This window comes from Mucilaginibacter sp. OK283 (genome assembly GCF_900110415.1).
Taxonomy (GTDB): domain Bacteria; phylum Bacteroidota; class Bacteroidia; order Sphingobacteriales; family Sphingobacteriaceae; genus Mucilaginibacter.
This window is the reverse complement of record NZ_FODR01000007.1, coordinates 162,641-175,993: the sequence shown is the minus strand read 5'-3', so window position 1 is coordinate 175,993 and position 13,353 is coordinate 162,641. Positions and strand designations below refer to the sequence as shown.

Annotated in this window: 17 protein-coding genes; 8 read left to right on the top strand and 9 right to left on the bottom strand. The window is 40.7% G+C overall.

Going from position 1 to position 13,353, the window contains the following annotated elements:
- Positions 1–14 precede the first annotated feature (14 nt).
- Entirely contained in the window at positions 15–1,607 is a 1,593-nt protein-coding gene (locus tag BMX56_RS17360) for a M1 family metallopeptidase (protein WP_090650790.1), read from the top strand.
- Between the two features lie 32 nt (positions 1,608–1,639).
- The gene (locus BMX56_RS17355) at positions 1,640–2,059 is read left to right on the top strand and encodes an energy transducer TonB (protein WP_090650788.1); all 420 of its coding nucleotides are present in this window, start codon (positions 1,640–1,642) and stop codon (positions 2,057–2,059) included.
- 71 nt (positions 2,060–2,130) lie between these two features.
- Here BMX56_RS17355 and rpmA read toward each other — a convergent pair whose 3' ends face one another.
- The 6 genes from rpmA to BMX56_RS17325 all read right to left on the bottom strand — a co-directional run bounded on the left by rpmA (position 2,131) and on the right by BMX56_RS17325 (position 7,229).
- A complete protein-coding gene (gene rpmA / locus BMX56_RS17350; protein ID WP_090650785.1) occupies positions 2,131–2,520 on the bottom strand; it encodes a 50S ribosomal protein L27 in 390 nt (129 codons plus the stop codon).
- 50 nt (positions 2,521–2,570) lie between these two features.
- Positions 2,571–2,879 (bottom strand): 50S ribosomal protein L21, encoded by a 309-nt coding sequence (rplU, locus tag BMX56_RS17345; protein WP_090650782.1) that lies wholly within the window; start codon positions 2,877–2,879, stop codon positions 2,571–2,573.
- Positions 2,880–2,954: 75 nt separating this feature from the next.
- Entirely contained in the window at positions 2,955–3,371 is a 417-nt protein-coding gene (locus tag BMX56_RS17340) for a hypothetical protein (protein ID WP_255369864.1), read from the bottom strand.
- A 141-nt stretch (positions 3,372–3,512) separates the two neighbouring features.
- Complete coding sequence (locus BMX56_RS17335) at positions 3,513–3,890, bottom strand: four helix bundle protein (protein ID WP_090650779.1); 378 nt, start codon at positions 3,888–3,890, stop codon at positions 3,513–3,515.
- Positions 3,891–3,977: 87 nt separating this feature from the next.
- Positions 3,978–5,354, bottom strand: coding sequence for a dicarboxylate/amino acid:cation symporter (locus tag BMX56_RS17330; protein ID WP_090650777.1), 1,377 nt, complete (start codon positions 5,352–5,354; stop codon positions 3,978–3,980).
- Positions 5,355–5,930: 576 nt separating this feature from the next.
- A complete protein-coding gene (locus BMX56_RS17325) occupies positions 5,931–7,229 on the bottom strand; it encodes an MFS transporter (RefSeq protein WP_090650774.1) in 1,299 nt (432 codons plus the stop codon).
- A 107-nt stretch (positions 7,230–7,336) separates the two neighbouring features.
- Here BMX56_RS17325 and BMX56_RS17320 point away from each other — a divergent pair, with 107 nt between their 5' ends.
- Together BMX56_RS17320 and BMX56_RS17315 are read left to right on the top strand one after the other, a co-directional pair.
- The gene (locus BMX56_RS17320; RefSeq protein ID WP_090650771.1) at positions 7,337–8,623 is read left to right on the top strand and encodes a DUF2851 family protein; all 1,287 of its coding nucleotides are present in this window, start codon (positions 7,337–7,339) and stop codon (positions 8,621–8,623) included.
- 1 nt (position 8,624) lies between these two features.
- Positions 8,625–8,846 (top strand): PspC domain-containing protein, encoded by a 222-nt coding sequence (locus tag BMX56_RS17315; protein WP_090650769.1) that lies wholly within the window; start codon positions 8,625–8,627, stop codon positions 8,844–8,846.
- Positions 8,847–8,929: 83 nt separating this feature from the next.
- Here BMX56_RS17315 and BMX56_RS17310 read toward each other — a convergent pair whose 3' ends face one another.
- A complete protein-coding gene (locus BMX56_RS17310) occupies positions 8,930–9,310 on the bottom strand; it encodes a DUF1493 family protein (protein WP_158643021.1) in 381 nt (126 codons plus the stop codon).
- Between the two features lie 383 nt (positions 9,311–9,693).
- Here BMX56_RS17310 and BMX56_RS17305 point away from each other — a divergent pair, with 383 nt between their 5' ends.
- Both BMX56_RS17305 and BMX56_RS17300 read left to right on the top strand, forming a co-directional pair.
- On the top strand, positions 9,694–10,383 hold the full coding sequence (locus tag BMX56_RS17305) for an HAD family hydrolase (protein WP_090650763.1): 690 nt from the start codon (positions 9,694–9,696) through the stop codon (positions 10,381–10,383).
- Positions 10,380–11,009 carry a chloramphenicol acetyltransferase gene (locus BMX56_RS17300; RefSeq protein ID WP_090650761.1) on the top strand — a complete coding sequence of 210 codons (630 nt, stop codon included), beginning with the start codon at positions 10,380–10,382 and terminating at the stop codon, positions 11,007–11,009. The genes BMX56_RS17305 and BMX56_RS17300 overlap by 4 nt, the downstream gene beginning before the upstream one ends.
- Here BMX56_RS17300 and BMX56_RS17295 read toward each other — a convergent pair.
- A complete protein-coding gene (locus BMX56_RS17295) occupies positions 11,006–11,515 on the bottom strand; it encodes a GNAT family N-acetyltransferase (protein WP_090650758.1) in 510 nt (169 codons plus the stop codon). The two genes, BMX56_RS17300 and BMX56_RS17295, sit on opposite strands and share 4 nt — an antisense overlap.
- Positions 11,516–11,582: 67 nt before the next feature.
- Complete coding sequence (locus BMX56_RS17290; protein ID WP_090650754.1) at positions 11,583–11,918, bottom strand: cupin domain-containing protein; 336 nt, start codon at positions 11,916–11,918, stop codon at positions 11,583–11,585.
- Positions 11,919–12,144: 226 nt separating this feature from the next.
- Between BMX56_RS17290 and BMX56_RS17285 the strand changes: the two genes are divergently transcribed.
- Positions 12,145–13,050 (top strand): DnaJ C-terminal domain-containing protein, encoded by a 906-nt coding sequence (locus tag BMX56_RS17285; protein ID WP_090650751.1) that lies wholly within the window; start codon positions 12,145–12,147, stop codon positions 13,048–13,050.
- A gap of 5 nt (positions 13,051–13,055) precedes the next feature.
- Positions 13,056–13,349, top strand: a complete 294-nt coding sequence (locus tag BMX56_RS17280; protein ID WP_090650749.1) for a chaperone modulator CbpM — start codon at positions 13,056–13,058, stop codon at positions 13,347–13,349.
- Positions 13,350–13,353 lie beyond the last annotated feature (4 nt).

Here is a 13,353-nt window from a genome sequence, read left to right as displayed (position 1 = left end):
TAAATTCAGTCGTAATGAAATTGCGTTATATAATCTATCTCCTATTATCTATTGCGAACTTCGCAAATGCCCAAACCCTAACCTCTGGCGGCAAACTCAAACAAGAGCAAGCCATTATGGATGTACGACATTATTCGATCTCCTTAACTGTTGATCCTGTTCAGAAAACTATAGATGGTTATACAACCATTGATGTAATCATGGCGCAGCCCACCAAAGTATTACTTTTTGACCTGTTGGACTCTTTAAAGATCAGCAACGTTTTGGTAAACGGAAAAAAGGAACCATTCACTTATCAAAATAACCTAATCACTATAAACACAACAAAAGAATTACCTGCCGGCAAGGCAAGCGTTAAAGTAGTATATGGAGGCAAACCTCATGTAGCCCGTCGCCCGCCATGGGATGATGGGTTTACGTGGACAAAGGATTCAACCGGGCATGCCTGGGTTGCCATCACAGCCGAGGGCACCGGTGGTAAACTCTATTTCCCATGTAAGGATCACCCTTCGGATGAGCCAAATGACGGTGTTGATATGATGATAACCGTACCTAAAGACCTGGTAGTTGCCGGGCCGGGCCTGTTGCAAAAAGTAACCAAAAGCGGCGATAAAGCTACTTATCATTGGAAAACCAACTATAGCATCAACAACTACAGTATCTTATTTAACGTAGGCGATTATACGGTGGTAAGCAGGCCATATAAAACCGTTAATGGAACTACCGTACCCATCCAGTTTTATGTGCTGAAGGAGGATGCCGCCAAGGCCAACCGCCACCTGGATATTTTTGAGCAAACCATCAGCATACAGGAAAAATACTTCGGCGAGTACCCATGGGCCAAAGAGAAAATAGGCATAGCCGAAACGCCACATCTGGGTATGGAGCATCAAACCATGAATGCCTATGGCAACAAATTCAGGTACAGTAAACTCGGCGGAAAGGACTTTGACTGGCTGATGCATCACGAATTTGGCCACGAATGGTGGGGCAACAAAGTAACGGCCAAAGACTGGGCCGATTACTGGATCCACGAAGGTATTTGCACCTTTGGCGATGCCATGCCCATACGGGATTTGGAGGGCGAACAAGCCTATATTAAACACTTCCAGCAAGCTGCACTTTCATTTGGCAACAAAATCCCCTTGGTAATAGGAAAAGATATCGACGAAGAGGCGGCTTATAATGGCGATATTTACGGTAAAGGCGCATTCTTTATGCATACGCTGAGATACATCATGGGCGATACCATCTTCTTCCCAACTATAAAAAGCTTTGTTACAAGTCCTAAATACACCTACAGTAACCTGGTTACTACTGCAGATGTGCAGGAATATTTCAGCAAAGCCGCCGGTATCAATTTGAAACCATTATTTGATCTCTATATTTATTCTGTTAATAAACTCGAAGTTCATGTAACCGCAAAGCGCGGTGATAAGTACCTCATCCAACTTCAAAATATTGATATGCCGCTACCTGCTGACATTACTACTGATGGCCTTACCAAAAGATACACCCTGGATAAAAAAGGGATAACACTCACAAGCAAAACCATGCCGGTGATAGATCCGGATACTTATTATTTAAAGAAGCTGATAGTAGAATAAAAAGATTTATATTAGCTTTATTACCATATTATATGTATAAAGCCTTTATCTTATTATTTTTCGCGTTTGCGTATTCCATCAGTATTAAAGCCCAATCATCAGCAGGAATAGTGGTGATACCTCCTAATGATTCTGTTTATTCTGTAGTCGATTCCATGCCCCGGTTTCCGGGGGGAAATGACCAGTTCACTCTCTTTATCGCTAAAAATATTCGATATCCTTTAAGTTGCCGTCTGAGGGGTATCCAGGGCAGGGTATTTGTTCAAATGATCATTGAAAAAGATGGTTCAATACTTAACCCTATAGTAATAAGGAGTGTTGACAAGGACCTTGACCTGGAGGCAATCAGGGTAATCAAGACCTCTCCCAAATGGGCACCGGCCTTAGTTGCCGGGACTCCTGTACGCATGTATTACACTATACCAATTAGCTTTTACATGTCGGTTAGATGAAAATGGCTGTAAACTAAAAAATCCCGGATCAAATTGACCCAGGATTTCTTATATCTATAAAGCTTTGCTAATTACTCAGCTGCTGCTTCTTCAGTATCAGCTTTTTTAGCTTTTGGTGCTGCTGCTTTCTTTGCTTTTGGAGCTTCTTCTGCAACAGGTGCTGCTTCAACTACCGCTGGCGCTGCTGCTACTTCGGCAACTGCTTCAGTAGCCGGAACAACTGAAACGTATGAACGGTTATCAGCTTTTTTGCGGAAAACTACAATACCTTCGGCTAAAGCGAATAAGGTATGATCTCTGCCGATACCTACGTTAACGCCTGGGTTATGTTTAGTACCACGCTGACGAACGATGATATTACCTGCAATTGCTGGCTGACCACCGAAAATTTTGATACCTAAACGTTTGCTATGCGACTCGCGGCCGTTTCTGGAACTACCGGCCCCTTTTTTGTGTGCCATTGTTTATATCTTTTATGAGCTGATAAATCGGCTCGGTTTAAAACTTTAAATTATAATGTGATACCAGTGATCTCGATCTTGGTAAATTGCTGACGGTGACCGTTTTTCTTTTTGTAACCTTTTCTACGTTTCTTTTTGAAAACGATTACTTTATCACCTTTTAAATGAGACAAGATCTTAGCCGATACTTTAGCGCCTTTCAAATCAGAACCTAATTTGAATGAACCTTCGTTTTCTGCTAACAATACACTGTCAAATTCAATACTAGCGCCCTCGTCACCTTGTAACCTGTGTACAAAGATCTGCTGGTCTTTTGCAACCTTAAATTGCTGTCCTGCTATACTTACTATTGCGTACATGTTTGTTAATTATTGTTTTAAAATTCGAGGTGCAAATATAGGGATTGGTTATTTAATAAACAACCCTGCCGCCTTTTATTTTTTCAGTCTTCGTTCCGCCGTTGTTAAACTTTGATCAATTTCTTTGATCAGCTGTTTATTGGCATCTATCAATTTAGGGTCGCCCGCAAAGTTCGAATCAAAAACAACCCGTTTGGTTTTGGTTTTATATTTAAACTCGATGATATAACGCACCGGTTTCTCTTTAACAGTATCTCCCCTCTCGTTCGATGGAAAATCCCAGAAACCCAGGCCGGCTGCCTTGTGGTGCAAATAGAGCAGGTCATTCTCAGTAAGCTTAACGTTTACCTTAACCAGCGAATCGCGCTTGTTAAGGTATTGGTAGTCGCCGGTGCTTGAGTTAAATTTATTAACCAATGAATCCTTCTCGCCATACTGGATCGATATGGACTGAAAATCAGCAAACCGGTAAGGCGCGTTTTTAATCATCATACCGTAGTAGTAAAAACAGTATAAAAGGAATGGAATAACGATTGTGGAGATGAGAAATATTTTTTTTGTTTTTGAAGACATATATTAATTAGTGAGTTAGCGAGTTAGTGAATTAGTGATTATTGAATTTAAAATTGGTTGTCATTTTTTATTGGTAGACACTGTTTTTCTTGACGCAGATACTATTTTAAGGATTTGATTGGCTTCGTCTAATAATAATATCAGATCCGACTTATTAACTATTTGAGCTTCAATTAGTACTTCCATCCAAAATGCCGATTCATCAACTTCTTCAACAACTATCGACAGCTTGGCATAAAATTCGGCTTGCGACCTTGCCCGACAGGCAGCTCTATAATTCGCTCCTACAGATGAAGACGATCTGAGTAACTGCCTTCCAATTATCTTAGCTTCCTCTGTTTTTGGTAAAGTTTTGTAAAATCTAATATTATCTACAACAAACTTTTTTGTGCGAATTCTAAATGCCTCTGCAAAATCAATTTTTTCACTATTTATCATCAATTATAAAATATAGGATATCGGCCATAAGAGTAATTATTTGAATCAGCGATTAAAAAATCACGAATTCACTAAATCGCTAATTCACTAATTATCCAGTTCCCCTTCCCACTTGCTTACAACTGCAGTAGCCATGGCATTGCCCAAAACATTCGTTGCCGATCTACCCATATCCAGCAACGGATCAATTCCTATCAACAGGAACAATCCCGCCTCTGGGATATTAAACATTGATAGTGTTCCTGCAATAACAACTAATGAAGCCCTTGGTACGCCCGCTACACCCTTGCTTGTAAGCATCAGCACCAACAGCATAGACAGCTGGTGCCCAAACGATAAGTGAATATCGTACGACTGCGCCAAAAACAACGATGCAAAGGTCATATACATCATGCTGCCATCCAAATTAAATGAGTATCCCAATGGTAATACGAAACTCACAATTTTGTTACTGCAGCCAAAACGCTCCAATTCCAACAGAACTTTAGGGTAAGCAGCTTCGCTGGTTGAAGTGCTGAAGGCGATCAGCATAGCATCTTTTATGTTGCTTATTAATCTGAAAACAGGTTTGCGCAATACAATAAAGCCGGCCAGTATAATAATGAGCCAAAGCAGCACTAACGAAAAGTAGAATTCGCCGATAAATATACCGTAGGTTGATAGTACACCTAAACCCTGCCGGGCAATTACCGCTGTTATAGCGCCAAACACGGCAACAGGGGCCAGTTTCATCACATAGCCGGTTATCTTTAATATCACATGTGCAATAGCATCCATGGCTTTAATGACAATTTTACCTTGCTCACCAACCGCCGCTGTGGCTATGCCAAAAAAAAGCGAAAACACCACAATCTGCAATATCTCGTTATCGGCCATTGATTTGATAAAGCTTGAGGGGAACACATGCCCGATAAATTCGGTTAGCGACAGTGCCGATTTCTTGATACCGGTACTTAAATGGCTGTCTGGCAACGGCAGGTGCATGGTTTTACCTGGTTCAAATAAGTTAACCAACAGCATTCCTAATAATAACGACACTAAGGTGGCACTGACGAACCAAAGCATCGTTTTACCGCCTATCCTGCCTACTGCTTTAATATCGCCTACTTTTGCCACGCCAACCACCAGCGTTGTAAACACCAGCGGCGCCACAATCATCTTTATCAAATTCAGGAAAATCTTGCTTAAAATATTAAAGCCCTCCAGTCTATCCTCCCTTAAGGTGCTGTTTTCCTGCTGAGCTTTTACTTCCGTCTGCCTCAGTTTTTTTATGGATTTGAAAGCTTCTGTAGTGGTATCTGCCGATGCTAATAAGTTTTTATCGATGGCTTTAATATGAGCCTCGGCTGTACTTATATTGGCATTAATTTTATTGATTACATTGGTGTTATAAATATAACCTACTATTACACCGGCGATAAGGGCTATAAAAATATATAGCGTAAGCTTACTTTTCTTTTGCATTGATTTTGATCAGTCGACAAAAATACAAATTACTTCCACTAAAATTTGGAATCGCAAACATTACGCATTACCAATTTAGTATGCTACAGGCAAAAATCCCGAGTCAACCACGTCGACGGTAAAATTTCGACTGTAAATAACGAACTAAAAGACAATTTTGACACATTTGTAAAAAACGCACTATTACTACACACTATGTAGTAATCTGAGTAATTCAGATTCACTGGTCTGGCAATCAAAGTAAGTGAACTGCCGATTTGGGTGGCGCAAAACATTTATAATTTGGCAAACAAAATAAAGCAACAATTCAAGGTACGGCTTTTGAATACAACCGCTTTTTAATAGTACTTATGTTGTTAATTTAAATTTAATTGGCGAAAAGCGATATGCCTGACTTTAGCGATAAAAGAGGCAAAATTCTGCGTGATCCATTATTTTTATTCCAATGCAAAACAAAATACTTTTTTGTCCCAACACGAAACAAGCGCCGCTGTAGCCAACCTGAACTAAATTTTCGGACTGACATCTCGCTAAGATCATGTGCATATTTGAATTCTAAAATCTACACATCCAACCTTAATCCTCCTCCATCTTCGAGTGTTTCCGGGTATCCCTCATGGTAATATACAGCGCTAATGATAAAGCTATGCACACGGTTACGTACCAGTAAAACCATTGGGCGTGATGCACCGTTTTAAAACCTAAAGCAATGTATTCGGCCGACCCGCCAAATATAGATACTGCAATGGCATACGGGAAACCAACACCAAGCGCCCGGATATTTGCCGGGAAAAGTTCTGCCTTTACAACAGCATTAATAGAGGTATACCCACTTACAATAATAAGCGCTGCCAAAATAAGGCCGAAGGCAATCCAGCCGTCTTTTGTGCCTCCCAGCAATGTGAGTATCGGGATAGTGGTTATTGTACCTAAAATGCCAAAACCTATCAGCAATGGTTTGCGCCCGATGTTATCAGATAACAATCCAAATAGCGGCTGTATCAGCATAAAAACCAGTAAAGTAAGGCTTGAAATTAAGGTAGCTTCGGCTTTGCTAAAACCAGATGTATCTACCAGGAACTTTTGCATATACGTTGTAAACGTGTAAAATGCCAATGTACCTCCTGCCGTAAGGCCTATAACTGTAAGCACAGCCTTTGGATGTTTGGCCAGTTCGGCAATAGTACCGTTTATTGTACTGGGTTTTTCTTTAGCAAAGGACGCGGATTCCTGCAAACTACGGCGCAGGTACATAGTAATCACAGCCAGACATGCTCCGATACCGAAAGCGATGCGCCAGCCCCAGTCATGTAACTGTTGCTCAGTTAAAAATATTCGTTGCAATAAAACCAATAATCCCAGGGCAAGCAGCTGGCCCATAATGAGGGTTACATATTGAAAGCTGGAATAAAAACCCCGGTGTTTGCGGCCTGCCATTTCGCTTAAATAAGTTGCGCTTGTACCATATTCGCCGCCAACACTCAGGCCCTGTATAACACGGGCCAGCACCAACAGCAACGGCGCAGCAACACCAATAGTTTTGTAACCAGGCGTTATGGTAATAATAAGCGAGCCAAGGCTCATGAGCAGCACCGATATGGTTAGCGCCTTTTTACGACCATGTTTATCGGCATATGTACCCATCAGCCACCCGCCTATCGGCCGCATCAGGAAGCCAAGGGCAAATACACCTGCGGTATTTAATAGTTGGGCTGTCTGGTCGCCTTTGGGAAAAAACGAGCTGGAGAAATAAAGCGAAAATGCAGAGTACACATACCAATCGTACCATTCAACCAGGTTTCCTAACGATCCGCCAATTATTGATTTGATACGGTCGCCTGTTGTTTTAACGGTAACATGGGATGTATTAGTCATATTTTGCTTAAAAAAGGTAAACGTATAAATGTACCATAATCAAATTATCGTACAAAAAATTTAATCAGCCTAATCTAACTAAATCAACTACTCACTATATTTAAAGCATGCTTTTTACCGAAGATTTTTTGCATTACGTATGGAAATTCCGTCTGTTTGACCGTTCAGATTTGCGAACGGAAGATGGCGAGGCACTGGAAATATTCTCCACGGGTATTCACAACAGCGATTCCGGCCCCGATTTTCATAACGCCCGGATTAAAATTGGAGAAACGCTTTGGGCTGGAAATGTGGAAGTACATCTTTCGGCTTCCGATTGGCAAAAGCACGGACACACCACCGATGAAGCTTATAATAATGTGATTTTGCATGTTGTTTATAACAACGATTTACCGTTAAAACTGAACAATGGGCGAACAGTTCCTACGCTGCAATTAAATGACAGGGTACCGGCCGAATTATATGGCCGTTATCACCAGATGATATTCGGCAACCAAACTATCATACCATGTGAAGCAAGTATTGGTGCAGTTGACCGCCTAATTATGCACAACTGGCTTACCCGTGTTTTGGTGGAACGGCTGGAAAAAAAATCAACTGCCGTAATAGCCGCCCTTACCATTAACCGTGGGGATTGGGAAGAAACGTTTTACCAGTTTTTAGCCGCCAATTTTGGATTTAAAACAAATGCCCTGCCCTTTGAACTGCTCGCAAAATCGTTGCCACAGCTTACGTTGGCCAAAAACAAGAATAACCCGATGCAAATTGAAGCGCTCATATTTGGCCAGGCAGGTTTTTTAGAGGGCGACCTGAGCGATGACTATCCCGTTAAGTTAAAAAAGGAATATGATTACCTGCGAAAAAAATACAGCCTTAAACCAATAGAAAACCATTTGTGGAAATTTATGCGCTTAAGGCCTCCAAATTTCCCAACCATCAGGCTTGCCCAATTTGCCGCGCTGATTGTTAGTGCCAATCACTTGTTTTCGAAGATATTGGAGATAAAGGATATCGATGCCTTACGCAACCTGTTTGCATCCATTAAAACAAACGAGTATTGGGACAATCATTACCGTTTTGATGTAGTTTCAAAACCATTGCCTAAAGTTATGGGAGCGGCTTCGGTTGATATATTGCTTAGCAATACCCTTGCCTTGTTCTTGTTTAGCCATGGCAAACACCACCAGCAGCAATATTATATTAGCCGCGCACTAAAACTTTTAGAAAATTTACCGGCCGAAAAGAACAATATTACCGCAGATTTTGTTAACTTAGGGGTGAAAATTACCAATGCATTTGAATCGCAGGCACTGATCGAACTAAAAAATAACTATTGTAATTACAAGAAATGCCTGCAATGTGGCGTTGGTAATAAAATATTAAAGCTCAGCTGACATGCTACAAAGAATATTAACTTTTTTTGAACGCTACTCCTTCGGTGTATGTACATACCTGGGCGAAAAATTCAACATTTCGATAGCCAAAATCCGTTTGTTTTTTATTTATTCATCGTTTTTAGCGGTAGGTTTCCCCCTTATATTCTACTTCTTCGCTGGTATTGTGCTCGATATCCGTAATTATGTAAAGCGTACCCATACCAGGGCTACTGATCTTTAACACAAAGCAAAAATATTTTAGGTGATACCCTATTTGCGGCTGCAATGCAGACTTTTTCAGTCCCGATCGGCGGGCTTTTGCAATTACACCAACATACCGGTTATAACGGCGTCCTGCAAATTGCGCACTTTAAACTTGGGTTTGTAACAGTAATGTGCAAGTTGCTTTACCCAGGTGCTGTTATACCCAAACACCATTTTTATCATCCTTACCCGGGTTGAACCTTTGGGGTACCCGTATTTGTACCAGGTAAATTTAGATTGGTCTATTTTAAACTGATCGGTAAAATCGGCCAGGAAGAGGTCTATTTCGATATCAAAAATATCGAGGTCAAGATCGAGGCTGGTTTCAAGGCAAAGGCTACCGGGGTCTACACTGCGAATTTTGTAGCGGCTGCAATAATCAACAATAAATTCTTTTAAAGGGGGCAGTATCTCTTCCATTAATTGAATAGTTTTGATCATGTTGGTTATAGGACGTTGTTTTAAAAACAAAGGTTGCATCATGGAGACCAGTTTTTGAAAAAAAGGTTACCGGATTATTAAAAAAGATATTGCTTACTTTGTGTTTATTACCTGCTTCTTACTAAAAGATTTAAATCTGTTTGGTACCTATTTTGGCCACTAATAGGCTCAAAAATTGATGCGTTTAAATTTGGCAAAACATCAGTTTAATGTTAACCTTATCTGAATTACAAAGTACTGATTATTAGATATTTATAAATATATTTCCTGAAATGTGTTAAGTTATGTTAACCCAACTTAGATGCGTTTGCACTGCCATTAATGCAATTTTGTCAAATAATTCAAGCGGTATCGTTATTATTGCAATCAGTTTACCAATTACCATGAAATTAAAAGTTATCGCTTTTGATGCCGACGATACCCTTTGGGTTAACGAACCTTATTTTCAGAATACAGAGAGAAAGTTTTGCAGCCTGCTGGAAGATTTTTTGCCCGAACATGATATTTCAAAGGAGCTTTTTAAGGTAGAGGTTGATAACCTCCCTCTTTATGGTTATGGCATAAAAGGCTATATCCTGAGTATGATTGAAGCCGCATTAAAAATATCAGACAATAAGATTGGTATTGATACCATCAACATTATTTTACAATATGGGCGAGAGATGCTTAATGAGCCTATTGAACTGCTGGATGGCGTGGAGCACGTTTTATCAACGCTAAAAACTGATTATCGCCTGGTTGTAGCCACAAAAGGCGATTTGCTTGACCAGGAACGTAAACTAAAAAAATCGGGCCTGGCGCATTATTTTCACCATATCGAGATTATGAGCGATAAAAAGGAAGATGATTATATTAAACTGATAAAACACCTGGATATCAACCCTGAAGAGTTTATGATGGTGGGCAATTCCCTTAAATCGGATGTAATGCCGGTGTTGAATATTGGCGGATATGCTATACATGTACCCTATCATACCACCTGGGCACATGAACATGTGGAGACAAGCTTAAGTCATGAAAAATTCATGCAGGCCGATAAGCTTACAGATATTTTATCATCGGTAAAAGGATGAAGAAAAAATTAGATCTTGATACCTGGGTACGCAAAGAACATTTTCTTTTCTTTAAGCAATTTGACGAGCCTTATTACGGTGTAACCGTAATTATGGATTGTACAGCCGCGTACGTATTTGCCAAAGAAAAAAAGGCATCATTCTTTTTATACACCATGTACCTTGCGTTAGCTGCTTCGCAAAAAATAGCCGAATTTACTTATCGCATCGAAGGTGATGAAGTATACATCCACGATCAGGTAGACGGAGGATCAACCGTTGGGCGTACAAATGGCACATTCGGCTTCGGATCGTTTCCATACGCGCCTTCATTTGATGAATTTATAGTTGCCGCCAATCAGGAGGTTGAGCAGGTGCAACAATCCAATGAGCTGGTACGCTCTTCGGCAACCAATATCATCCGGTTTTCGTCATTACCGTGGATCGACTTTACCAGTATATCGCATGCCCGGATGTTTGGTATTGAAGATAGCTGCCCCAAGATCTCCTTTGGCAAAATGACAATACAAGAGGATGGCAAAAGATCAATGCCTGTATCTATCCATGTACATCACGCCCTGGTAGATGGCTTACACGTGGGCCAGTTTATTGATAGTTTTCAGCAACTAATGAATAACGGCGCTTAAACCGTTTTTTCCATTACAATAAGTTCTATCAATTCTTTTGGTGCTCCAAAACGGCCGTGATCATGAAATGGCTGAATTTCGCCCGTGAATGCGTAACCGCGCCGCTCATACCAGCTAATCAACTCTTTGCGGCTACGTATTACCGTCATGCTGATGGTATGGAGGTTAAGTCGCTTTGCAATAACTTCGGCCTCCTCAATTAAAGCGCGGCCCACTCCCCCGTTTTGCAGCGCCGGCGATACGCTAAACATACCCAGGTATAACTTGTCCCCTTTAACTTCAAGGTATACCGTACCTATGATCTTGCCATCTGTGTTGGTATATTTTAAAATAGTGATGGCATCGTTATTCAGGTAATCAATCAACATCGGTTCATCAATCCTGATACCGCCAACCAGGTCTGTTTCTGTAGTCCAGCCTTTTTTTGATTCTTCGCCCCGGTAGGCACTATTAATTAATATATTTAGTTCGGCTACGTCGGTAAGCGTTGCTTTGGTTATTGGCATAGTATGTTGTTTTTTGGGAGGGCAAACTTAGTATTTACAGCAATAAATCCCTAACAAAATTAACCGCTTACAATAATTTATAATCCTCGCGGGCAGGGCTAAAAATATCAATTAGTTTGCAATCAGTAACAGCGGTACCACCATGCACAATATTTGATGGGATGATTGCAAACATCCCGGGATCTAACACCTGCGGAATACCATCAACAGTAAGCTCAAATTTGCCTTCCAGCACAAACGAAGATTGTTCGTGTACGTGTTTATGCATCGGTAAAGATATCCCAGCCTTTACTTCAATAAAATTTATGGTGTTGGAATTAGTGTGGATCAGTTTTGAAAAATATCCCGGCGCAATCTCTTTGGTTTTGATATCGCTAAATAGGTGAAAAAATTGGTTTTGCATGTATCAAATTTACACTACTATTTTAAACTTTATATTTTTTCTTTCATCGCTATTCAATCCCAGGTAAAACGATCCCGATGTTTGGCGGCATTACAAATCTGGTAAAAACAACCGCGTGATATAATTAGAATATATAACCAAATGTTGACCGTTTATAATGCCGGATTATTTGAAAACCATCTTATCTTTATACAGTTATTTAGAATAAGTTACACATCAACCAATCATGGCTTTTATTGATTATTATAAAATATTAGGGGTAGACAAGGCAGCTTCGGACAAAGACGTTAAAAATGCTTACCGCAAGCTGGCCCGCAAATATCATCCCGACTTAAACCCCAACGACGCTGAAGCGAATAAAAAATTCCAGGAAATAAACGAGGCCAATGAAGTACTAAGCGACCCCGAAAAACGCAAAAAATACGATAAATACGGCGAAAACTGGCAACATGGCGAAGCATATGAACAACAAACCAGGCAGCAACAAAACCGGCAACGTAGCAATGGTGGGGCGGGTGGCTTTGAAGGATTTGGAGGCGGCTTTGGCGGAGGCGAAGATTTTTCTGATTTCTTCCAATCGATGTTTGGTGGAGCCGGAGGCGCAGGTGGTGGGCGCCGCACAGGGTACCGCGGGCAGGATTTGAATGCCGAATTCCAATTGAACCTACAGGATACTTTGCAAACACATAAGCAAACGCTTACCGTTAACGGAAAAAATATACGAATTACTATCCCGGCGGGAATTGAAAATGGGCAGACCATAAAAATTGCAGGCCATGGGGGCCCGGGTGTAAATGGAGGCCCAGCCGGCGATCTGTTTATTAAATTCAATATCCCTGCCGATGCCCGTTTTAAACGCGATGGCGCCAACCTTTATAATACCATTGATCTTGATTTATATACAGCGGTATTAGGCGGCGAGATCATGGCCGAAACGCCAACCGGAAAAGTAAAAGTTAAAGTAAAGCCCGAAACTCAAAATGGCACTAAGGTAAAACTGAAAGGCAAGGGTATGCCAGTTTATAAAAAAGAGAATGAGTTTGGCGACTTATATCTTACCTATAATATAAAAATACCAACCAACCTTACCGAAAAACAAAAGCAACTGTTTGAAGAACTGTCAAAATCCTGAATATTATGAAAACGGAGAATCTAATTACAGTCGATGAATTTTGTGTTTACCATAATGTAGAGTTCACTTTTATTACTTCATTGCGGCAAGCGGGGCTTGTTGATGTTAAAGAAGTTGACCAAACCATATTCATTCCCGAGTCGGAATTAAAAAAACTTCAGAAAATAATTAGCTTGCACGAGTTGGACATCAATATTGCAGGCATCGAGGCTATAACCCATATGCTTGACAGGATTGAACAAATGCAGGAAAATATGCGTGGGCTGAGGAATAAGCTGAAACTGTATGAGGGGGAGTAAGTTG

Excerpts from the sequence above, each read along its gene's own strand:
- BMX56_RS17295 (WP_090650758.1), bottom strand. The coding sequence starts at position 11,515 with ATGCCAATAACCAAAGCAACGCTTACCGACGTAGCCGAACTAAATATA.
- BMX56_RS17310 (WP_158643021.1), bottom strand. The coding sequence starts at position 9,310 with ATGATCAAAACTATTCAATTAATGGAAGAGATACTGCCCCCTTTAAAA.
- BMX56_RS17325 (WP_090650774.1), bottom strand. The coding sequence starts at position 7,229 with ATGACTAATACATCCCATGTTACCGTTAAAACAACAGGCGACCGTATC.
- BMX56_RS17285 (WP_090650751.1), top strand. The coding sequence starts at position 12,145 with ATGGCTTTTATTGATTATTATAAAATATTAGGGGTAGACAAGGCAGCT.
- rplU (WP_090650782.1), bottom strand. The coding sequence starts at position 2,879 with ATGTACGCAATAGTAAGTATAGCAGGACAGCAATTTAAGGTTGCAAAA.
- rpmA (WP_090650785.1), bottom strand. The coding sequence starts at position 2,520 with ATGGCACACAAAAAAGGGGCCGGTAGTTCCAGAAACGGCCGCGAGTCG.
- BMX56_RS17300 (WP_090650761.1), top strand. The coding sequence starts at position 10,380 with ATGAAGAAAAAATTAGATCTTGATACCTGGGTACGCAAAGAACATTTT.
- BMX56_RS17320 (WP_090650771.1), top strand. The coding sequence starts at position 7,337 with ATGCTTTTTACCGAAGATTTTTTGCATTACGTATGGAAATTCCGTCTG.
- BMX56_RS17305 (WP_090650763.1), top strand. The coding sequence starts at position 9,694 with ATGAAATTAAAAGTTATCGCTTTTGATGCCGACGATACCCTTTGGGTT.
- BMX56_RS17280 (WP_090650749.1), top strand. The coding sequence starts at position 13,056 with ATGAAAACGGAGAATCTAATTACAGTCGATGAATTTTGTGTTTACCAT.
- BMX56_RS17330 (WP_090650777.1), bottom strand. The coding sequence starts at position 5,354 with ATGCAAAAGAAAAGTAAGCTTACGCTATATATTTTTATAGCCCTTATC.
- BMX56_RS17335 (WP_090650779.1), bottom strand. The coding sequence starts at position 3,890 with ATGATAAATAGTGAAAAAATTGATTTTGCAGAGGCATTTAGAATTCGC.
- BMX56_RS17290 (WP_090650754.1), bottom strand. The coding sequence starts at position 11,918 with ATGCAAAACCAATTTTTTCACCTATTTAGCGATATCAAAACCAAAGAG.
- BMX56_RS17355 (WP_090650788.1), top strand. The coding sequence starts at position 1,640 with ATGTATAAAGCCTTTATCTTATTATTTTTCGCGTTTGCGTATTCCATC.
- BMX56_RS17360 (WP_090650790.1), top strand. The coding sequence starts at position 15 with ATGAAATTGCGTTATATAATCTATCTCCTATTATCTATTGCGAACTTC.
- BMX56_RS17315 (WP_090650769.1), top strand. The coding sequence starts at position 8,625 with ATGCTACAAAGAATATTAACTTTTTTTGAACGCTACTCCTTCGGTGTA.
- BMX56_RS17340 (WP_255369864.1), bottom strand. The coding sequence starts at position 3,371 with ATGATGATTAAAAACGCGCCTTACCGGTTTGCTGATTTTCAGTCCATA.